The 20,406-nt window shown below is 72.7% G+C and carries 18 protein-coding genes and 1 pseudogene; 15 read left to right on the forward strand and 4 right to left on the reverse strand.

What is annotated here, in order from left to right; genetic code table 11:
• Window positions 1-94 precede the first annotated feature (94 nt).
• Window positions 95-1,360 carry a cytochrome P450 gene (locus tag OOJ98_RS24835; protein WP_267057238.1) on the forward strand — a complete coding sequence of 422 codons (1,266 nt, stop codon included), beginning with the start codon at window positions 95-97 and terminating at the stop codon, window positions 1,358-1,360.
• Between the two features lie 7 nt (window positions 1,361-1,367).
• Here the strand turns inward: OOJ98_RS24835 and OOJ98_RS24840 are convergent, their stop codons facing one another.
• Window positions 1,368-2,111, reverse strand: coding sequence for a hypothetical protein (locus OOJ98_RS24840; RefSeq protein ID WP_267057239.1), 744 nt, complete (start codon window positions 2,109-2,111; stop codon window positions 1,368-1,370).
• Window positions 2,112-2,215: 104 nt separating this feature from the next.
• Between OOJ98_RS24840 and ggt the strand changes: the two genes are divergently transcribed.
• Entirely contained in the window at window positions 2,216-4,033 is a 1,818-nt protein-coding gene (gene ggt, locus OOJ98_RS24845) for a gamma-glutamyltransferase (RefSeq protein WP_267057240.1), read from the forward strand.
• A gap of 156 nt (window positions 4,034-4,189) precedes the next feature.
• On the forward strand, window positions 4,190-4,924 hold the full coding sequence (locus tag OOJ98_RS24850) for a glycoside hydrolase family 75 protein (protein WP_267057241.1): 735 nt from the start codon (window positions 4,190-4,192) through the stop codon (window positions 4,922-4,924).
• Window positions 4,925-4,993: 69 nt separating this feature from the next.
• On the opposite strand, the gene map is transcribed toward OOJ98_RS24850, so the two are convergent.
• Window positions 4,994-5,761: a type I methionyl aminopeptidase gene (gene map, locus OOJ98_RS24855; protein ID WP_267057242.1), complete on the reverse strand. Its 768-nt coding sequence runs from the start codon at window positions 5,759-5,761 to the stop codon at window positions 4,994-4,996.
• Window positions 5,762-5,899: 138 nt separating this feature from the next.
• Between map and OOJ98_RS24860 the strand changes: the two genes are divergently transcribed.
• The 9 genes and pseudogenes from OOJ98_RS24860 to OOJ98_RS24900 all read left to right on the forward strand — a co-directional run bounded on the left by OOJ98_RS24860 (window position 5,900) and on the right by OOJ98_RS24900 (window position 15,097).
• Window positions 5,900-6,160, forward strand: a complete 261-nt coding sequence (locus tag OOJ98_RS24860) for a helix-turn-helix domain-containing protein (protein ID WP_267057243.1) — start codon at window positions 5,900-5,902, stop codon at window positions 6,158-6,160.
• Window positions 6,161-6,174: 14 nt separating this feature from the next.
• Window positions 6,175-6,672, forward strand: a pseudogene (locus tag OOJ98_RS24865) (NUDIX hydrolase); the annotation flags it as partial.
• 129 nt (window positions 6,673-6,801) lie between these two features.
• On the forward strand, window positions 6,802-8,136 hold the full coding sequence (locus OOJ98_RS24870; protein WP_267057244.1) for an alginate lyase family protein: 1,335 nt from the start codon (window positions 6,802-6,804) through the stop codon (window positions 8,134-8,136).
• A gap of 45 nt (window positions 8,137-8,181) precedes the next feature.
• Window positions 8,182-8,721, forward strand: coding sequence for an HAD family phosphatase (locus tag OOJ98_RS24875; RefSeq protein WP_267057245.1), 540 nt, complete (start codon window positions 8,182-8,184; stop codon window positions 8,719-8,721).
• A gap of 135 nt (window positions 8,722-8,856) precedes the next feature.
• Window positions 8,857-9,699 carry a nitrilase-related carbon-nitrogen hydrolase gene (locus tag OOJ98_RS24880; protein ID WP_267057246.1) on the forward strand — a complete coding sequence of 281 codons (843 nt, stop codon included), beginning with the start codon at window positions 8,857-8,859 and terminating at the stop codon, window positions 9,697-9,699.
• Window positions 9,696-10,979, forward strand: coding sequence for an aspartate aminotransferase family protein (locus OOJ98_RS24885; RefSeq protein ID WP_267057247.1), 1,284 nt, complete (start codon window positions 9,696-9,698; stop codon window positions 10,977-10,979). The genes OOJ98_RS24880 and OOJ98_RS24885 overlap by 4 nt, the downstream gene beginning before the upstream one ends.
• A 77-nt stretch (window positions 10,980-11,056) precedes the next feature.
• Entirely contained in the window at window positions 11,057-12,460 is a 1,404-nt protein-coding gene (gene hydA / locus OOJ98_RS24890; protein WP_267057248.1) for a dihydropyrimidinase, read from the forward strand.
• Window positions 12,461-12,472: 12 nt separating this feature from the next.
• A complete protein-coding gene (locus OOJ98_RS24895; protein ID WP_267057249.1) occupies window positions 12,473-13,471 on the forward strand; it encodes a TIGR03842 family LLM class F420-dependent oxidoreductase in 999 nt (332 codons plus the stop codon).
• Window positions 13,472-13,543: 72 nt separating this feature from the next.
• Window positions 13,544-15,097 (forward strand): NCS1 family nucleobase:cation symporter-1, encoded by a 1,554-nt coding sequence (locus OOJ98_RS24900; protein WP_267057250.1) that lies wholly within the window; start codon window positions 13,544-13,546, stop codon window positions 15,095-15,097.
• Here OOJ98_RS24900 and OOJ98_RS24905 read toward each other — a convergent pair.
• Together OOJ98_RS24905 and OOJ98_RS24910 are read right to left on the reverse strand one after the other, a co-directional pair.
• Window positions 15,061-15,957 carry a hypothetical protein gene (locus OOJ98_RS24905; protein WP_267057251.1) on the reverse strand — a complete coding sequence of 299 codons (897 nt, stop codon included), beginning with the start codon at window positions 15,955-15,957 and terminating at the stop codon, window positions 15,061-15,063. The genes OOJ98_RS24900 and OOJ98_RS24905 overlap by 37 nt on opposite strands.
• 29 nt (window positions 15,958-15,986) lie before the next feature.
• Entirely contained in the window at window positions 15,987-17,042 is a 1,056-nt protein-coding gene (locus OOJ98_RS24910; protein WP_267057252.1) for a biotin/lipoate A/B protein ligase family protein, read from the reverse strand.
• Window positions 17,043-17,254: 212 nt separating this feature from the next.
• On the opposite strand from OOJ98_RS24910, the gene OOJ98_RS24915 reads away from it, so the two are divergent.
• From OOJ98_RS24915 to OOJ98_RS24925, 3 genes are all read left to right on the forward strand, one after another.
• A complete protein-coding gene (locus tag OOJ98_RS24915) occupies window positions 17,255-18,091 on the forward strand; it encodes an inositol monophosphatase family protein (protein ID WP_267057253.1) in 837 nt (278 codons plus the stop codon).
• Between the two features lie 144 nt (window positions 18,092-18,235).
• Window positions 18,236-19,660 (forward strand): NAD(P)/FAD-dependent oxidoreductase, encoded by a 1,425-nt coding sequence (locus OOJ98_RS24920; protein WP_267057254.1) that lies wholly within the window; start codon window positions 18,236-18,238, stop codon window positions 19,658-19,660.
• Window positions 19,657-20,208, forward strand: coding sequence for an O-acetyl-ADP-ribose deacetylase (locus OOJ98_RS24925; protein WP_267057255.1), 552 nt, complete (start codon window positions 19,657-19,659; stop codon window positions 20,206-20,208). Before OOJ98_RS24920 ends, OOJ98_RS24925 begins: the two co-directional genes overlap by 4 nt.
• Window positions 20,209-20,406 lie beyond the last annotated feature (198 nt).

Below are 20,406 nucleotides of genomic sequence, written 5' to 3' on the forward strand. Positions count from 1 at the left end.
CCGGGTCCTGGGCCCGCCCCAGGTCCGAGCCCGCCCGTTCCTGAGTTCGCCGCGCTCGCCGTTCCCGCGCCCGACCCGTCCGAGGCCACCCGTGATGACCGACCCGCCCGACATCTTCGACCCCCGCCGGTACGCGGCCGGGCCGCCGTACGCCACCTACCGCGAGCTGCGCGACCACCAGCCCGTCGCGTGGCAGGCGGAGCCCGAGGTGCTCGGCTGGCCGGCCGGGCCCGGCTTCTGGGCGGTGACCCGCCACGCCGACGTCGTCCGGGTCCTCAAGGACGCGGGTACCTACTCCTCCGCGCTCGGCGCCACCCAGATCCGCGACCCCGACCCGGCGGACCTGCCGTTCATCCGCCGCATGATGCTCAACCAGGACCCCCGCCCCGGCCCCCGCGACGGCGCTCCCGCGCTCCAGGACCACGGCAGGCTGCGCCGTCTGGTGAGCCGGGCCTTCACGCCGGGCCGCATCGAGCGCTTCGAGGCGCTGGCACGCGAGCGGGCCCGCACCCTGCTGACCGCCGCCCGGGACGGCGCCGAGGACGGGGTGTGCGACCTGGTCGCCGACGTCACCGACGACTACGCGCTGCTCAACCTCACCGACCTGCTGGGTGTGCCGCCGGGTGACCGCGGGCTCCTGCTGGAGTGGACCGAACGCGTCATCGCCTACCAGGACCCCGACGAGCCGCCGGTCGTCGGCGCCGACGGCCGGCCGGTCAACCCCCGCTCGCCGGCGATGCTCGCGGAGATGTTCGCGTACGCCCAGGACCTCGCCGCGTACAAACGGGAACGGCCCGGCGACGACATCATGACCTCGCTCGCCCACGGTGAACTCGCCGACGCCGAGCTGGAGATGTTCTTCTTCCTGCTGACCGTGGCGGGCAACGACACCGTACGGAGCGCCGCGCCCGGCGGGCTGCTCGCGCTGGCCGAACACCCCGATCGGCGGCGGGAGTTGATGAGTGGTCAGGTCACCCTGGACACCGCCGTCGAGGAGCTCCTGCGCTGGCATCCGCCGGTGCTGAGCTTCCGGCGCACCGCCGTGCGGGACACCGAACTCGCCGGGCGCCCCCTCAAGGCCGGGGACAAGGTCGTCGTGTTCCACGCCTCCGCCAACCGTGACGAACGCGTCTTCACCGACCCGCACCGCCTGGATCTCACCCGTTCCCCCAACCCGCACGTCTCCTTCGGCGACGGTCCGCACGTCTGCCTCGGCGCGCACTTCGCCCGGCTGCAGCTGAGGGTCCTGCACGAGGAGGCGCTGCGCGTCCTGCCCCGCACGGAACTCGCGGGGCCGCCGCGCCGGCTCGTGTCCAACTTCATCAACGGCATCAAGGCGCTGGAGGTGAGAGTGGGTTAGGGAGGATTCAGCCCGTCGCCCGGTGCGAGGTGCGGACGGCGGGGGCGGGCTCCTGCGCGACCCGGGTCACATCGGCGACGAGCTCCACCACATCGGGGCCGTAGGCCTGCGAGTTGACGACCTTGAGCAGCAGACAGAACGACCCGCCGCCGTACTTCCGGGCGAGCTTCTCGGCGTTGCGGGCGAGGTAGCGGGTGGCGGCCTGGTTGGTGATCGCGGACTGACCGCAGAAGAGGAACACGGGACGGGAATCCGGCCCGGGGGTGACGCGGGCCAGGATCACATGTTCGACGACGCCGTTCTCCAGGCGGTAGCGCTCCGAGCCGATCTGGAAGGCGCCCCGGTCGGGGGACGGTTCGGCATCCACGTTCATCTTCACGCCGGGCAACAGCGAGACGAGGTGGGCGGCCATCCGCCGATTCGAATACGGCCCACCGAGACAGAATTCCGTGCGCTCGCCGAAGCCCTGCTGTGCGAGGTCGTGCTGGATGATCCGGGCGTGCGCCCCGCAGTCCTTGATGAGGGAGGAGAGTTCGAGGAGCGCGAACACATCGAAGCGGTGCACCGAGCCCTCGTGCGTCGCGGCACGGTTGACGACCAGCAGGCACTCCGAATGGTCCGGCAGTCCGAAGAACGCCTGCTTGCGGCGGAGCCTGCGCTTCCAGAGGTGGGTGCGGGTGAGCCAGCCGAAGGCGGCGCTTATGCCCGCGGCCACCACGCCGAGGACGATGTTGCGTACGTCGTCATTCATGGGCGCGCATGCTAGCGGGAGTTCGCGCCCCTGTTCGAGGTGCTCATGACGCGAGCCCCCGCCCGGCGCTACGCTGCGCGGACGTTCGCCTACGGGAGGTATGCATGCGTCGTCCTGCTGCCCGCACCCTGTCCCTCCTCGCCGCGGCGGCCGCGATCGCGGCCTCGGTCGCGGCGGCCCCGCCCACGACGGCGGCGCCGCCGGGCCGCCCGGCCCCGGCCAAGGTCCCGGAGGCGGTCGGCTACGGGGGAGCGGTGTCGAGCGTGGACGCCGACGCGTCCGCCGCCGGCCTCCAGGTCCTCAAGAACGGCGGCAACGCCGTGGACGCGGCCGTCGCCACCGCCGCCGCGCTCGGCGTGACCGAGCCCTACTCGTCGGGGATCGGCGGGGGCGGCTTCTTCGTCTACTACGACGCGAAGTCCCGCACCGTGCACACCGTCGACGGACGCGAGACCGCCCCCGCGTCGGCCACCTCCTCGCTCTTCCTGGAGAACGGCGAGCCGCTGCCCTTCGCGGACGCGGTGACCAGCGGGCTGAGCGTCGGCACCCCGGGCACCGCCGCCACCTGGGACAGGGCGCTGCACGCCTGGGGAAGCAAGTCCCTCGGCACGCTCCTGAAGCCCGCGGAGCGCCTCGCGCGCGACGGGTTCACCGTCGACGACACGTTCCGCTCGCAGACCAAGGACAACCAGGCACGTTTCGCGGACTTCCCCGACACCGCCGGGCTCTTCCTGCCCGGCGGACAGCTCCCCGTGGTCGGCTCCACCTTCAAGAACCCCGATCTGGCCCGCACCTACGAGGAGTTGGGCCGCGAAGGCGTCGGCGCCGTCTACGGGGGCGACCTCGGCAAGGACATCGTCCGTACGGTCCGCAATCCTCCCGTCGACCCCGCCTCGACCCGCGTCGTGCGCCGCGGCGACCTGACCGAGAAGGACCTGCGCGCCTACGGGGCCAAGTACCAGGCGCCCACGGAGGTGAACTACCGCGGCCTCGACGTGTACGGCATGGCGCCGTCGAGCTCCGGCGGCACCACGGTAGGCGAGGCGCTCAACATCCTGGAGCGGACCGACCTGTCGAAGGCGTCGGACGTGCAGTTCCTCCACCACTACATCGAGGCCAGCCGCATCGCGTTCGCGGACCGGGGCCGCTGGGTCGGTGACGCGGCGTTCGAGAACGTCCCCACCAAGGGGCTGCTCTCGCAGCGCTTCGCCGACTCGCGGGCCTGCCTGATCAAGGACGACGCCGTTCTGACCAGCCCGCTCGCGCCCGGCGACCCGCGCCACCCGACCGCGTGCGGGGCCTCGGGCACCCCGGCCGCGACCACCTACGAGGGCGACGACACCACCCATCTCACCGTGGCCGACAAGTGGGGCAACGTGGTCGCGTACACGCTGACCATCGAGCAGACCGGCGGCAGCGCCATGACGGTGCCCGGCCGCGGCTTCCTGCTCAACAACGAGCTGACCGACTTCTCCTTCGCCCCGGCCAACCCGGCGGTGCACGACCCGAATCTGCCGGGCCCCGGCAAGCGGCCGCGCTCGTCCATCTCGCCGACGATCGTCCTCGACCGGCAGCACAAGCCGGTGCTCGCGCTCGGCTCGCCGGGCGGCGCGACCATCATCACCACCGTCCTCCAGACGCTCGTCAACCACCTGGACCGCGGCATGCCGCTCGTCGACGCGATCGCGGCGCCGCGCGCGAGCCAGCGCAACGCGGCCCGGACCGAGCTGGAACCCGCCCTCTACAACAGCCCGCTGCGGGCCCGCCTCGAGGCGCTCGGCCACTCGTTCTCGCTCAACCCCGAGATCGGCGCGGCGACCGGAGTGCAGCGCCTGCCGGACGGGCGCTGGCTCGCCGCCGCCGAGAAGGTGCGGCGGGGCGGCGGCTCCGCCCTGGTGGTCCATCCGAGTGGAAAGCAGTAACTCTCTTTCGCGGCCCCACGGATGGCCCGTGGCCCCTGGCTGAACCGCCGGGGGCCGCGGGCCGCCTGCCGCCGACGGGGCCGGTGCGGTGATGACCATGAGCCGCGGCGGGCGCGCAACGGGTAAAGCACCTTTCCTGACAGAAGGGTTTTCTCCGTGCGCTCCAGAACGCTTGCTCTCGCCGCCGCCGGCGCCGCCCTGCTCGCCACGACCCTCCCCGCCACCGCGCGGGGCGCCGCCGTCCCGGGCGCCGGCGGGCCGGCCTCGGGCGTGCCCGTCGCCGGCGCGCCCGCCTCGGCGCACGAGGGCTCCATCGGCGCGGCCGAACTCCTCGCCAAGGTGACGGGCTGCGACCAGATCTCCCACGGCAAGTACCGCACGGACGCCGACGCCCCGGCCACCGTGCCGGTCTGCGGCAAGAACGGCGCCGTGTTCTGGAAGGCGGACCTGGACATCGACTGCGACGGACGCCGCGGCACGGTCTGCAACAAGAAGACCGACCCGTGGTTCCAGCCCGACACCCGCTTCCACCAGAGCGACGGCGAGCCGCTCGACGCGGCGAAACTGCCGTACGTCGTGGTGCCGAGCCCCGGCCCCGTCTGGGACTACCGCGCGTCCGGCATCGAGGGGGGCGGGGTCGCCGCCGTCATCCACGGAGACAAGGTCGCGTACGCCGTGGTCGGTGACACCGGTTCCGGTGGCACCATCGGCGAGGCGTCGTACGCGACCGCCAAGGCGCTCGGGCTCGACCCCAGCCCGCGGTCGGGCGGCGCCGAGTCCGACGTCACGTACATCCTGTTCAAGGGGGCCGGGGCCGACCCGATCGAGGACCACGAAGCCGCGGTGGCGCTCGGTGACACGCTGGCCCACCGATTCCTCGCCGACAACTGACGATGCGTCATGTACGCGTGGCCGTGCGGGGTTTCATGCGCCCTCGGCACGGTGCGCACCACGGACCCGCTAGAGGCACGTGAGGATCCTGGGCCCCGCGTCCGTGACGGCCACCGTGTGTTCGGCGTGGGCGGCCCGTGCGCCGCTGACGGTGCGCAGGGTCCAGCCGTCGGGTGCGGGGTAGTACGCGTCGCTGCCGTCGGCGATCACCATCGGCTCGATCGCGAGCACCATCCCGTGGCGCAGCACCATGCCCCGGCCGGCCCGGCCCTCGTTGGGCACGCCCGGGTCCTCGTGCATGTCCCGGCCGATGCCGTGGCCGCCGAACCCGTCGGGGATGCCGTAGCCGGCGCCGCGGCAGACCCGTCCGATCGCGTGCGCGATGTCGCCGATCCGGTTCCCCACGACCGCCGCGGCGATCCCGGCGTCCAGCGCCTCGAACGCCGTCTCCACGAGGCGCACGTCCTCGGGGCGGGGGCGGCCGACGATGAAGCTGATCGCCGAGTCCCCGGCCCAGCCGTCGAGCAGTGCGCCGTAGTCGACGCTGACGAGGTCGCCGTCGCGCAGCCGGTAGTCGTCCGGGATGCCGTGCACGATCGCGTCGTTGACGGAGATGCAGGCCGTCGCGGGGAAGGGGACCGGGGCGAACTCGGGACGGTAGCCGAGGAAGGGCGAGGTCGCGCCCGCCTTCTCCAGGACCTGCCGCGCCACCGAGTCCAGTTCACCGAGGCCGACGCCGACCGCGGCGGCCTCCTTCGCTGCGGCCAGGGCCTGGGCCACCACCCGCCCCGCCTCACGCATCGCATCCATCTGCCGGTCGCTCTTGATCTTCACCATGCCCATTACTATACCGGTATTTTAATGGGGTCCGGCCCGGGTCCGGCCCGCGTCCGGAGGGGGCGCCGTCCGGGGTGCGGAGGAGGTGGACGTCCGCATCCTCAAGTGCCGCCGCGGCGCCGGGTCTAGAATCGGCGCATGGTCCGCACCCCACTCACCCCCGAAGAGCGTGCACGCGGCGAGCGGCTCGGCCGGCTGCTGCGGTCGGCCCGTGGGGACCGCAGCATGCCGGAGATCGCGGCCGCGGCCGGCCTCTCCGCCGAGACCCTCCGCAAGATCGAGACGGGCCGGGCCCCGACCCCCGCCTTCTTCACCGTGGCGGCGCTCGCCTCGGTCCTCGGCCTGTCCATGGACGAGATCGTGTCCGACTGCGCCCCGCCCCCCGCGGTCGCCGCGTGAGCGTGCCCGGCGCCCGCACACCGCGGGCCGCGGCCCGCACCGTCGTACGGGATCCGCTGGGCGCGGTGTTCCTGCTGCGGTACGACAACGAAGAGGCCGGGCCGCACTGGGCCCTCCCCGGCGGCGGCCTCGATCCGGGCGAGTCGCCCCGCGAGGGCGCCCACCGCGAGCTGCACGAGGAGACCGGCTGGGCGGGCCTCGAACCGGGCCCGCTCCTGTGCACCTGGACCCACGACTTCACCCGCGCCGGGGTGCCCGTGCGCCAGCACGAGCACGTCTATCTCGCGGAGGACCGGGCGCCCCGGCGGGAACCGGCGCCCGAGGTCGCGGCCGACCACCTCGCGGACGGCATCCTCGGCACCCGCTGGTGGACCCCGGACGAGCTGCGGCACACGGACGAGCAGATCTGGCCGCCCGGCCTCGCCGCACTGCTCGACGCCTGGACACCCGGCGCCGCACCCGTCGAGCTGGGCCGCGTCACCCTCGACCCGGCGCCGGGCCCGCCGCGCTGACCCTGCTCCCCGGCCCGCCGCTCCCGCGGGCGCGCGTCCCGGCGGGCCCGCGGCCGCGATGCCGTCCCGGCCTGCCTGTTCGGCGCAACAGATCCTGCGGGCCGGGATGCGCCGGGCGACCGTAGGAGCGTGTTCACTCCGTCACTGAGCCGTCGCCGCACCGGTCGGCGGCGCCCGGCCCGGCCCGCCGCCGTCGCCGCGCTCGGCGCGCTCGCGCTGCTCGCCGCCGCCTGCGCCCCCGCCCCGCACGTGGCCACCGCCTCCGCCGTGGGCCGCGCGGACCCCGCGACGCTGGTCTTCCACCACCCCGGCGTGGTCGTCGGCCGGGGCCAGCTCGACACCGTGCGCGAGAAGGTGCGGGCCGGTCAGGAGCCGTGGCACACCGCGTACGAGAAGATGCGGGCGAGCCGCTACGGCTCGCTGCGGTACACCCCGCATCCCGCCGAGACGGTCCCGTGCCCGCCCAACGCCGGTCCGCCCGCCTGCGTTTCGGAGCGTGAGGACGCCATCGCCGCGTACACGCAGGCGCTGCTGTGGACGGTGAACGGCAACGAGGCGCACGCCAAGAAGGCCGTCGAGATCATGGACGGCTGGGCGCGGGTGATGAAGCGGCACACCGAGGGCAACGCCGATCTCCAGACCGCCTGGGCGGGTTCGACGTGGGCGCGGGCCGCCGACGTCGTGCACGCGGGGTATCCGCAGTGGCGCGCACCGGACGTACAGCGCTTCAAGTGGATGCTGCGCAAGGCGTATCTGCCCGCGGTGACCGCCAAAGTCCCCGACTACAACGGCAATTGGGAACTCGCGATGACGGACGCGGCCATCGGCATCGCCGTGTTCGTCGAGGACCGCGGGGTCTTCAAGGACGCCCTGGAGCGCTACCGCGCCCGCGTCCCGGCCTACTTCTACCTCGCGTCGGACGGCAAGCTGCCCAAGCCGCCGCCCGGCGGGACCATGAACACGCCGGACAGGCTGGCGACGTACTGGTTCGGACAGCGCACCTACCAGGACGGCCTCGGTCAGGAGACGTGCCGCAACTTCATGCACGTCGGCTACTCCCTCGCCGCCTCCGCCCACATCGCGGAGACCGCGTGGCAGCAGGGCATCGACCTGTACGGGCCCACGGCCGAACGGCTGAAGGCGGCGCTGGAGTTCCACGCCCACTACCAGCTGGGCGCCGAGGCTCCCACCTGGCTCTGCGCCGGCCGGGTCGACCGGTCCCTGGGCCCCGACGTCGAGGTGCTGCTCAACCACCTCCAGAACCGGCTGCACATGACGCTGCCCGAGACGGTCAAGCTCGCCGAGAAGCAGCGCCCGAGCGGAACCGACGACCTCTTCGTCGCCTGGGAGACGCTCACCCACGCGCAGAACCCGGGCGCGGCGGTCCAGGCCCTGTCCGGCGGAGCTCCTCGGCCGGGCGGGGCCCCGGGGACCGGAATCCGGACGAGTTCAACAGAACGTTGAACTTTGGGGTTGAGCCGCGTGCCGAGGTGGGCATGGTCCCTGGCAATGGACACGACCACTCGCGCCCGCCCCGGGCGCCGCGCCCAGGTGCCCCCCGCCGTCGCCTTCTTCGACGTGGAGGGCACCCTCCTCGCCGTCCCGGACCTGGCCGGCCCCGCCGTTCCGCTCGGCCGGCTCTGGCACCCGCCGGTCCTCGCGGCGCTGCACGGCCACGCCGCGCTCGGGCACCTCGTCGTCCTGGTGGCGCACGCGGGCGCCGTCGCGCTCGCGCCGATAGCCCGCGACCTCGCGCCCGACGCCGTGCTCTGCTCCCGCCCCGGCGCGCCCATGACCGGCCAGGGCAAGGGGTACGCGGCCCGCGCCCTGCTGCGCGACCACCGCGTTCCGGCCGCCCGCTGCTACGCGTACGCGGACGAGGCGGCCGACCTGCCGCTCCTCGCGGAGGTGGGGCATCCGGTGGTGGTGGGCGACGACCCCGTACTGCTGCGTCACGCCCGGCGCGGCAACTGGGGCCGCCTCCCGGCGCCGGGCGCCGATCGAGGTGACGCCGCGTCAGGTACGGGGAATCCGTCCACCCCCGGTTGACCTGTGGCACCGCATTCACCCCCGCCGAAGCCGCGATGGTCTTGCCACGGTGCGTAACGCGCCTTACGGTCGCATCCACACACGGATCTACGCGTGTGGATTTGGCTGGCTGACAACCCGTCGAAGGAGCAGCTCATGGCCAATGTCGTGCGCGCCGCACTGGTCCAGGCGACCTGGACCGGCGACACCGAATCCATGATCGCCAAGCATGAGGAGCACGCCCGCGAGGCGGCCCGGCAGGGTGCGAAGATCATCGGCTTCCAGGAGGTCTTCAACGCGCCGTACTTCTGCCAGGTGCAGGAGGCCGAGCACTACCGCTGGGCCGAGCCCGTCCCCGACGGGCCGACCGTCACCCGGATGAAGGAACTCGCACGCGAGACCGGGATGGTGATCGTCGTCCCCGTCTTCGAGATCGAGGGCGAGGGCTTCTACTACAACACCGCGGCCGTCATCGACGCCGACGGCAGCTACCTCGGCAAGTACCGCAAGCACCACATCCCCCAGGTCAAGGGCTTCTGGGAGAAGTACTACTTCAAGCCGGGCAACCTGGGCTGGCCGGTCTTCGACACGGCCGTCGGCAAGGTCGGCGTGTACATCTGCTACGACCGCCACTTCCCCGAGGGCTGGCGCCAACTCGGTCTCAACGGAGCCCAGTTGGTCTACAACCCCTCCGCCACCTCGCGCGGCCTCTCCGGCTACCTGTGGCAGCTGGAACAGCCCGCGTCCGCCGTCGCCAACGAGTACTTCATCGCCGCCATCAACCGCGTCGGCATCGAGGAGTACGGCGACAACGACTTCTACGGGACCAGCTACTTCGTGGACCCGCGGGGCCAGTTCGTCGGCGACGTGGCCAGCGACAAGGAAGAGGAACTCGTCGTCAGGGACCTCGACTTCGGCCTCATCGAGCAGGTCCGCCAGCAGTGGGCGTTCTACCGCGACCGGCGCCCCGACGCCTACGAAGGGCTGGTGCAGCCGTGACCCGCAGCCTCCACGACCGCCACCGCGCCGTCCTGCCCGACTGGCTCGCGCTCTACTACCGTGAGCCCATCGAGCTCACCCACGGCGAGGGCCGCCACGTCTGGGACGCCGACGGAAACAAGTACCTCGACTTCTTCGGCGGCATCCTCACCACGATGACCGCCCACGCCCTGCCCGAGGTCACCAAGGCCGTCGCCGAACAGGCCGGCCGGATCATCCACTCCTCGACGCTCTACCTCGACCGCCCCATGGTCGAACTCGCCGAGCGCATCGCCCAGTTGTCCGGCATCCCGGACGCCCGGGTCTTCTTCACCACCTCCGGCACCGAGGCCAACGACACCGCCCTGCTGCTCGCCACCGCCCACCGGGGCTCCAACCAGATCCTCGCGATGCGCAACAGCTACCACGGGCGCTCCTTCAGCGCGGTCGGGATCACCGGCAACCACGCCTGGTCCCCGACCAGCCTCTCCCCGCTCCAGACGCTGTACGTGCACGGAGGCGTCCGCACCCGCGGCCCCTACGCCCACCTCGGCGACGCCCAGTTCATCGAGGCGTGCGTGGCCGACCTCGAAGACCTCCTCGGCCACACCCGCAACGTGGCCGCCCTGATCGCCGAGCCCGTCCAGGGCGTCGGCGGGTTCACCTCACCGCCCGACGGCCTGTACGCCGCGTTCCGCGAGGTCCTGGACCGGCACGGCATCCTGTGGATCACCGACGAGGTGCAGACCGGCTGGGGCCGCACCGGTGACCACTTCTGGGGCTGGCAGGCCCATGCGCGGAGCGGCCCGCCCGACATCCTCACCTTCGCCAAGGGCATCGGCAACGGCATGTCCATCGGCGGCGTCGTGGCCCGCGCCGACATCATGAACTGCCTGGACAGCAACTCGATCTCGACCTTCGGCGGCTCCCCGGTCACCATGGCCGCGGGCCTCGCCAACCTCGGCCACCTCCTCGAACACGACCTCCAGGGCAACGCCCGGCGCGTCGGCGGACTGCTCATCGAGCGGCTCCGCGCGATCTGCGCCCAGCTGCCCGCCGTCCGCGAGGTCCGCGGCCGCGGGCTCATGGCCGGCATCGAACTGGTGCGGCCCGGCACCGACGAGGCCGACCCGCAGGCGGCGGCGGCGGTCCTCGAAGCCGCCCGCGAAGGCGGCCTCCTCATCGGCAAGGGCGGCGGCCACGACACCAGCGTGCTGCGCATCGCGCCGCCCCTGTCGCTCACCGTCGCGGAGGCCGAGGAAGGCGCGGCGATCCTCGAACGCGCCCTGCGCGCCGTGTAGCCGGCACCTCTCCGGCTCAAGCACGAGCGCGAGCACCAGCACGTGTACCCGTACGTGTTCGAAAGGGAGCTCCACCCATGAGTACCCGCACCCTCATCCGCGGCGGCCTCGTCATCACGGCCTCCGACGAGACGCACGCCGACGTGCTGATCGAGGACGGCCGGATCGCCGCGCTCGCGGCCCACGGCTCCACCGTGGCCCAGGGCTGGACCGCCGACCGCGTCCTCGACGCCACCGACCGCTACGTCATCCCGGGCGGCGTCGACGCGCACACCCACATGGAGATGCCCTTCGGCGGCACCTTCGCGTCCGACACCTTCGAGACCGGCACCCGCGCCGCGGCCTGGGGCGGCACCACCACCATCGTGGACTTCGCCGTGCAGTCCAAGGGCCAGGCCCTGCGGGCCGGGTTGGACGCCTGGTACGCCAAGGCCGACGGCCGCTGCGCCATCGACTACGGCTTCCACATGATCCTCTCCGACGTCCACGAGGGCTCCCTCAAGGAGATGGACCTCCTCGTGGCGGAGGGCATCACCTCCTTCAAGCTCTTCATGGCCTACCCCGGCGTCTTCTACAGCGACGACGGGCAGATCCTGCGCGCCATGCAGCGCGCGGCGGGCAACGGCGGGCTCGTGATGATGCACGCCGAGAACGGCATCGCCATCGACGTCCTGGTCGAGCAGGCGCTCGCGCGCGGCGAGCGCGACCCCCGCCACCACGGCGAGGTGCGCAAGACGCTCCTGGAGGCCGAGGCCACCCACCGGGCCATCCAGCTCGCCCGGGTCGCCGGCGCCCCCCTCTACGTCGTGCACGTCTCGGCGGAGGAGGCCCTCGCGGAACTGGCCGCCGCCCGCGACAAGGGGCTCCCGGTCTTCGGCGAGACCTGCCCGCAGTATCTGTTCCTGTCCACCGACAACCTCGCCGAGCCGGACTTCGAGGGTGCCAAGTACGTCTGCTCAACTCCCTTGCGCCCCAAGGAACATCAGGCCGCGCTCTGGCGGGGCCTGCGCACCAACGACCTCCAGGTCGTCTCCACCGACCACTGCCCGTTCTGCTTCACGGGCCAGAAAGAGCTGGGCAGGGGCGACTTCTCCAAGATCCCCAACGGCCTGCCCGGCGTCGAGAACCGCATGGACCTGCTGCACCAGGCGGTCGTCGACGGGCACATCTCCCGCCGCCGCTGGATCGAGATCGCCTGCGCCACCCCGGCCCGGATGTTCGGCCTCTACCCCAAGAAGGGCACCATCGCCCCGGGCGCGGACGCCGACATCGTCCTGTACGACCCGCACGCCGAACAGGTCGTCTCCGCCGAGACGCACCACATGAACGTCGACTACTCCGCGTACGAGGGCAGGCGCCTGACCGGACAGGTCGAGACGGTCCTCTCGCGCGGCGAACCCGTCATCGAGCAGCGGAAGTTCACGGGCCGGGCCGGACACGGCTGCTACGTCCCGCGCGCCACCTGTCAGTACCTCGGCTAGGAGCACCGCACCATGGATTTCGGACTCGTCCTGCAGACCGACCCGCCGGCCGCCCAGGTCATCAGCCTCATGAAGCGGGCCGAGCGCAACGGCTTCCGCTACGGCTGGACCTTCGACTCGTCGGTGCTCTGGCAGGAGCCCTTCGTCATCTACAGCCAGATCCTGGCCAACACCCGCCGGCTGACCGTGGGCCCCATGGTCACCAACCCCGGCACCCGCACCTGGGAGGTGACCGCCTCCACCTTCGCCACCCTCAACGACATGTACGGCAACCGCACCGTCTGCGGCATCGGGCGCGGCGACTCGGCGATGCGGGTCGCCGGCCGCAAGCCCAACACCCTGGCCAGGCTCGGCGACGCGATCGGCGTCATCCGTGACCTCGCCGAAGGCCGGGAGGCCGAGGTCGACGGCCAGCCCCTCAAGCTGCCCTGGGTCAAGGACGGCAAGCTGCCCGTCTGGATGGCCGCGTACGGGCCGAAGGCGCTCGCCCTCGCCGGAGAGAAGGCCGACGGCTTCATCCTGCAGCTCGCCGACCCCTTCCTCACCGAATGGATGGTGAAGGCGGTCCGCACGGCCGCGTCCGACGCGGGCCGCGACCCGGACTCGCTCACGATCTGCGTCGCCGCGCCCGCCTACGTCGGCGACGACCTGGCCCACGCCCGCGAGCAGTGCCGCTGGTTCGGCGGCATGGTCGGCAACCACGTCGCCGACCTGGTCTCCCGTTACGGAGAGCACTCCGGTCTCGTGCCGGAGGCCCTCACCGCGTACATCAAGCAGCGCCAGGGGTACGACTACAGCCACCACGGCCGCACCGGGAACCCCGACACCGCCTTCGTGCCCGACGAGATCGTGGACCGCTTCTGCCTGCTCGGCCCCGTCGAGGCGCACATCGAGAAGCTGAAGGCACTGCGCGACCTCGGCGTGGACCAGTTCGCGGTGTACGCCATGCACGACGCCCGCGAGGCCGTCATCGACGCCTACGGCGAGAAGATCGTGCCCGCCCTGCGCTGACCCTGCTCCGCCCAACTGCCCTGCCAGCACGGCCTGTTCGCTCACCCCTCCCCCCGGACGAATGGCCTGCCCATGCCCGACGCCTCCGCCATACCCACCACCCCCCACCCCCAGGACCCCGCAGGCCCGCGGGCCGCACCGGGCGACCGGTTCAGCAACGAGGACCTGCGGCCCGTCCCGCCCGAGGACCGCGTGTGGACCACGTACAACTTCGCCGCCCTGTGGGTCGGCATGGCCCACAACATCCCTTCCTGGACGCTCGCTTCGGGGCTCGTCGCCCTCGGCATGGACTGGAAGCAGGCGGTCTTCACCATCGCCGCCGCCAATGTGATCGTGCTCGTCCCCATGCTCCTGACCGGGCACGCGGGTCCCAAGTACGGGATCCCCTTCCCCGTGCTGGCCCGCGCGTCCTTCGGGGTGCGCGGCGCCAACCTCCCCGCGATGATCCGCGCCGCCGTCGCCTGCTGCTGGTTCGGCATCCAGACCTGGATCGGCGGACAGGGCGTCTTCGTGCTGCTCGGCAAGGTTTTCGGCGGCTGGGCGGACGCGTCGAGGATCGGCGGCCAGCCGTGGACGCTGTGGCTGTGCTTCGTCCTGTTCTGGATCCTCGAACTCTCCATCATCCACCGGGGGATGGAGACCCTGCGCCGCTTCGAGAACTGGGCGGCGCCCTTCGTCCTGATCGGCGCGCTCGCCCTGCTGGCCTGGATCGCCCACAAGGCCGGCGGCTTCGGCCCGCTCCTGGACCAGCCCTCACGGTACGGCTGGGGGCCGGGCTTCTGGCCGGTGTTCTTCCCGTCACTCATGGGCATGATCGGCTTCTGGGCGACGCTCTCCCTGAACATCCCCGACTTCACCCGGTTCGGCCGGGGCCAGCGCGCCCAGGTCTGGGGCCAGACACTCGGCCTGCCCACCACGATGACGGCGTTCGCACTCCTGTCGGTCCTGGTCACCTCCGGCTCCCAGGCGGTCTACGGGGTGCCGGTATGGAACCCGGTCGACCTGGTCGCCAAGACCGACAACGTCTTCGGCCTGCTCTTCGCGCTGCTCACCGTGCTCATCGCGACGATCTCCGTCAACATCGCGGCCAACGTCGTGTCCCCTGCGTACGACCTCGCGAACCTGGCGCCCCGGCTCATCACGTTCCGCAGGGGAGCGCTCATCACGGGCGTCGTCGGCGTCCTGGTCCTCCCGTGGAAACTGACCTCCACGCCCGAGCTGTACATCTTCACCTGGCTCGGCGTGGTGGGCGGTCTGCTCGGCACGGTCGCCGGGGTCCTCATCGCGGACTACTGGGTGGTGCGCCGTACGGTCCTCGACGTCGGTGACCTCTACCGGCAGGACGGCCGCTACTGGTACACCGGCGGCTGGAACTGGCGCGCGGTGGCCGCGTTCCTGGTGGGCGGCGTCCTCGCGGTCGGCGGCTCGTACTCCACGCTCGACGAGCACGGAGCCAAGGCGGGCCCCTTCCCTACGGGTGGCCTCGTCCCCTTCCTGAAGCCGCTCGCGGACTACGGCTGGGCGGTGGGGCTCGGCTCGGCCCTGGTGCTGTACGTCGTCCTGTCGTTCGGGCCGCTCGCCCCGCGCCCTCAGCCCGCCGGATCGGGCGCCCAGCCCGGCGCGTAGGCGTCGACGGCCCGCTGCCAGGCGTCGGGGCCGCCCGCCAGGGGCCAGCCGCGGGTCAGGGCTGCGGAGTCTTCGAGCGCGGTGAGGTCCGCGGCGAACCTGCGGGACTCGTGCGCGATCAGCAGGGCGGAGAGCGGCCCGCCCTCCCTCTCCCGGGCCCGTACGTGCTCTTGGTACCCCTCGACGCGACGGCCCATCGCCTGCCCGGCCCAGCCGTCCGGCACGGCGCGCGTCAGGACGAGCAGCTCCGGGCGGCCGCCCTCCGCGAGCGCGGCCGTAAGGCGGTCGTGGCCGTCGAGCACGACGGGGGAGTTGAGGCCGCTGATCCACCACAGGAGCACCGGGGGCAGCACGCCCTCGCGGTACTGGCGCCGGTAGGCCTTCACGCGCGGGGCGTCGGGCGCGGACAGCCGGCGCAGCGGCAGCAGATCGCGGGCGTCCTCCACGGGGTCGCCGTAGCCGAACCAGGTGAGATGGCCGCGTTCGGGGTCGTGCGCCAGGAGCTTGGGCCAGTTGGCGTCCGCGAACCAGCCCGGCAGCGAGTCGAGCAGCCGCCAGTCCCCCTCGTGCAGCGGCCCGTCGGTGCTCGCCCGCAGGGCCGCGCGGAAGTGGTGCGACCAGCGGCCCGGCGCGTCCCGCGACGCGGCGAACGCACGGGCCCGCTCGGCCCGCAGCGGCGGCACGGGCGACACGTAACGGCCCGTCCTCGCGTAGTGCAGCCCCCGATGGGTGACCCGCTGCACCCCGAAAAGCACCGGCTCCGCGCCCTGGCGCACCATCAGCCGCCCGCCCGACACGGTCTCCACCCGCAGCGGCGGCACGGCGGGCCCGTCGATCCGCAGCGGCAGCCGCTCACCCATGCAGACCGCTCCCCTTCCCCCGGCGCCCTCTACGGGACGCGCGCCGTCCACTCCCGCGTGGCGAACTTGGCCGCCGCGAGCTCACGTGCCCGCGCCATCTCCTCGTCCGTGACGCCTCCCGCGCCCAGACCGTACCGGGCGCGGAACGACGCGATCATCCGCTCGATCACGGCCTCGCGCGCGAGGCCGGTCTGCCGCCGCAGCGGATCGACGCGCTTCTTCGCGCTCCGCGTGCCCTTGTCGGAGAGCTTCTCCTTGCCGATGCGCAGCACGTCCGTCATCTTGTCCGCGTCGATGTCGTACGCCATCGTCACGTGGTGCAGCACCGCGCCGCCGTCCGCGACCATCCGCTTCTGCGCCGCCCCGGCGATCTTGCCGGCCTCGGTCGCGATGTCGTTGAGCGGCTGGTACCAGGCCTTGATCCCCATGTCGCCGAGCGCGCCGAGCACCCAGTCGTCGAGATAGGCGTAGCTGTCCGCGAACGACAGGCCCTGCACGAGGGCGTCGGGCACCGAGAGCGAGTACGTGATGGTGTTGCCGGGCTCGATGAACATGGCGCCGCCGCCGCTGATCCGCCGCACGACCGTGATGCCGTGGCGTGCGGCGCCCTCGGGGTCGACCTCGTTGCGCAGCGACTGGAAGCTGCCGATGACCACGGCGGGCGCGCCCCACTCCCACACCCGCAGTGTGGGCGGGCGCCGGCCGGCCGCGACCTCGGCGGTGATCACCTCGTCGAGCGCCATGTGCAGCGCGGGCTCCTGCGGGCCGTCGTGGATCAGCTGCCAGTCGTAGTCGTTCCAGTCGGTGGCATGGGCGAGCGCCCGGCGCACGGCGACCGCGACGCCGTCGGACGACAACCCGTACATGGCGGTGCCGGGCGGCAGTGCCGCGTCGATACGGGCCGAGAGACCGGCCGCCGTGGTGTCGGCCGGGGCGCCTTCCAGGGCGCCGTCGATCGCCTCGATCGCCTCGTCGGGTTCGAGGAAGAAGTCGCCCGCGACCCGCACGTCCCGCAGGACCCCGTCGCGGACCTCCAGATCGACGACGACGAGCTTGCCGCCGGGGACCTTGTATTCGCCGTGCACCGTTGTGCCTCCCTCTGCCCTCTGCTCCGAGCGGGTTCAACGGTAATCCGACGCGCATCTGTTCCGCCCCGCGCCGCCCCGCGCCGGCCTGCTGGGCCCCGCAGGGCACGGCGCGGGTGTTCCGACCGGGATTCACGCCGGGGCCGTGCGCTGTTCACCCGGGGATCCGGTGGGGCTCGCCCGTTGTCAGTGCCGCGTGCTTTCCTGGACACATGATCGACGAAGGTTTTCTCGCAGAGGGCGCGGACGGACCGGCAGTGGTGGAAGAGGCGGTCCGCAAGGCGGCTGCCGCCGAAATCATGCCGCGCTTCCGGCAGCTCGCCGTGCACGAAATCGTCGAGAAGAACGGCCCGCACGACCTCGTGACGGTCGCCGACCGGCTGGCGGAGGAACATCTGACCGCAGCCCTCACGGCGATACTGCCCGGCTCGGTCGTCGTCGGCGAGGAAGCCGTCCACGCCGACCCGGCGGTGTACGAGGCGCTGCGCGGCGACGCGCCGGTGTGGATCGTCGACCCGGTCGACGGCACCCGCCAGTTCGTCCGCGGCGAAGCCGGATTCTGCACCCTGGTCGCCCTCGCCCACCACGGCGAGCTCCTCGCCTCCTGGACGTACGCACCGGCCCTCGACGAGATGGCCGTGGCGGTCCGCGGCCGGGGCGCCACCCTCAACGGCGAGCCGCTGCACGCCGGTTCACCCGACCCGGGCGCGGTGCTCCGCGTCGCCACCTCCCACCCCGACTACACGACACCCGAGCAGAAGCAGGCCCTCCTGAGCCTGCGCACCGACGGCGTGGAGGCAGTGCCCTGCGGCTCGGCCGGCCTCGAATACCTGGCGATCGCGCGCGGCGAGCTCGACGCGCTGGCGTTCTCCTGGGAGTACGCGTGGGACCACGCGGCGGGGCTGCTCCTGGTCGCCGAGGCGGGCGGCGCGCAGACCACGGTCGCCGGGGTGCCGTTCCGCATCACCGGGGGCAACGCGCTGCCGTTCACGGCGGCGCGTGACGGGGCGACGGCGGACCGGGTGCGGGGGCTGCTCGCGGGGGAGTGAGGGAGAAGGGGGTTCCGGTCACCGAGCACCGGCGCTCAAGGCGGAGTCCGGCCGCGAGTTCACCGGCCGCACACCACCCCCGGCGGGATCGCCGGTGCGCCGGAATATCCTGTGGGTCCCTGGCCGTGGCGTGAGGAGTCCGAGGTGGCGTCGATGATCGATGCAGTCGTCGTGGGGGCGGGCCCCAACGGGCTGACCGCCGCCGTCGAACTGGCCAGGAGGGGACTGCGAGTCGAGGTCTTCGAGGCCAAGGACACCGTGGGCGGCGGCGCGAGGACGGAGGAGCTCACCCTCCCCGGCTTCCGCCACGATCCGTGCTCCGCGGTCCACCCGCTGGGCATCGGCTCGCCGGTCTTCGGCACCATGCCGCTGAAGCGGTACGGGCTCGAATGGCTGCACCCCGAGCTGCCGATGGCGCACCCCTTCGACGACGGCACGGCCGCGGTGCTGTCCCGCTCGGTCGCCGAGACCGCGGCCTCCTTCGGACCGCGCGACGCCGGCACGTACCGCCGCCTGATCGCCCCCTTCCTCGGCAAGTGGGACGTCCTGGCACGGGACTTCATGTCGCTGCCGTCGACCGCGCTGCCGCGCGACCCGGTCGGCCTCGCCCGGTTCGGCGCGGTGGGCCTGCCGCCGTACAGCTGGCTGATGCGCCGCTTCCACGACGACCGGGCGCGGGCCCTGATGGCCGGGCTCGTCGCCCATGTCATCGCCCCGCTGGGCGGCATCGCCACCTCGGGCGTCGGCATGCTCTTCGCGCTCGCCGCGCACGAGAAGGGCTGGCCGCTGCCGCGCGGCGGCTCCCAGTCGATCTCCGACGCGCTCGCCGCGTACCTGGGCGACCTGGGCGGGGTCGTCCACACCGGGTTCGAGGTGAAGCGCCTGGACGACCTGCCGCCGGCCCGCGCCTACCTCTTCGACACCTCGCCGACCGCCCTCGCCCGGATCGCGGGTCTGGGCCGCGCCTACGACGGCTACACGTACGGCGCCGCCGCCTTCAAGATCGACTACGCCCTTGACGGGCCCGTGCCGTGGACCGCGAAGGAGGCCCGGGTCGCCGGCACGGTCCAGATCGGGCCGTCGAGCCGCGAGATCGGCGCCGCGCTCACCCAGGCCTCCAGCGGCACGGCACCGCGGACGCCGTTCCTGATCACGGCCCAGCCGAGCCTCGTCGACCCCTCCCGCGCGCCCGAGGGGAAGCACGTGTTCTGGGCGTACGGTCACGTGCCCAACGGGTGGGAGGGCGACTTGACGGACGCCATGGAGCGGCAGATCGAGCGGTTCGCGCCCGGATTCCGCGACCGGGTCCTGGCACGGGCGATCGCGGGGCCGCCCCAACTCGCCGCGCGCAACGCCAATTACGTCGGCGGGGACATCGCCTGCGGCGCGGCCCGCGGCCTCCAGCTGCTGCTCCGCCCGAAGATCTCCCTCTTCCCGTACGCGACCCGGCACCCCTCGGTGTTCCTGTGCTCCTCGGCGGCCTGGCCCGGCCCCGGTGTGCACGGCATGTCCGGCCACAACGCGGCGAAGGCCGTGTGGCGCGGCCTGCGCACGGAGGGCCGGCGATGACGGGGGCTCGGGCGGAGATCGTCCTGGTGCGCGGCGACATCACCGAGCAGGAGGTGGACGTCGTCGTCAACGCGGCGAACTCCTCGCTGCTGGGCGGGGGCGGGGTGGACGGCGCGATCCACCGCCGCGGCGGCCCGGCCATCCTGGCCGCATGCCGCGCGCTCCGGGCCTCGCACTACGGCAAGGGCCTCAAGACGGGCCGGGCGGTCGCCACGACAGCGGGGTTGCTCCCCGCCCGCCATGTGATCCACACGGTCGGCCCCGTCTGGTCGAAGACGGAGGACCGCAGCGCGCTGCTGGTCTCCTGCTACCGCGAATCGCTGGCGCTGGCACGGGAGTTGGGCGCGGAAAGCATCGCCTTCCCCGCCATCTCGACCGGCATCTACGGCTGGCCGATGCGCGACGGAGCCGACATCGCCGTAGCCACGGCCCGTGCCCACGGGATCGCCCCGCTGAAGGAGATCCGCTTCGTCCTCTTCGACACGACGGCGTACGAAACCTTCGCCGAGTCCCTCCGCCTCGAACCCCCGGACCAACCCCCCGCCTAACAGCCGCACCGACGAAGCGAGCCGGATCGGACGCGAGCAACCGTGAAGGGTCCGCGGCCGACCGAGCGGTTTAGGGGCGCGGGGAACTGCGCGAGCACCCCAGCACGGTCCGCGGCCCGAAGGGCATGGACGCCCCCCCGCGACACAGGGGGCTCGGGGCGCAGCAACGCTGCACAGGGGGGCGCGGGGCCCAGCCCT

The organism is Streptomyces sp. NBC_00083 (assembly GCF_026343295.1).
In the GTDB taxonomy this organism is placed as follows: Bacteria; Actinomycetota; Actinomycetes; order Streptomycetales; family Streptomycetaceae; genus Streptomyces.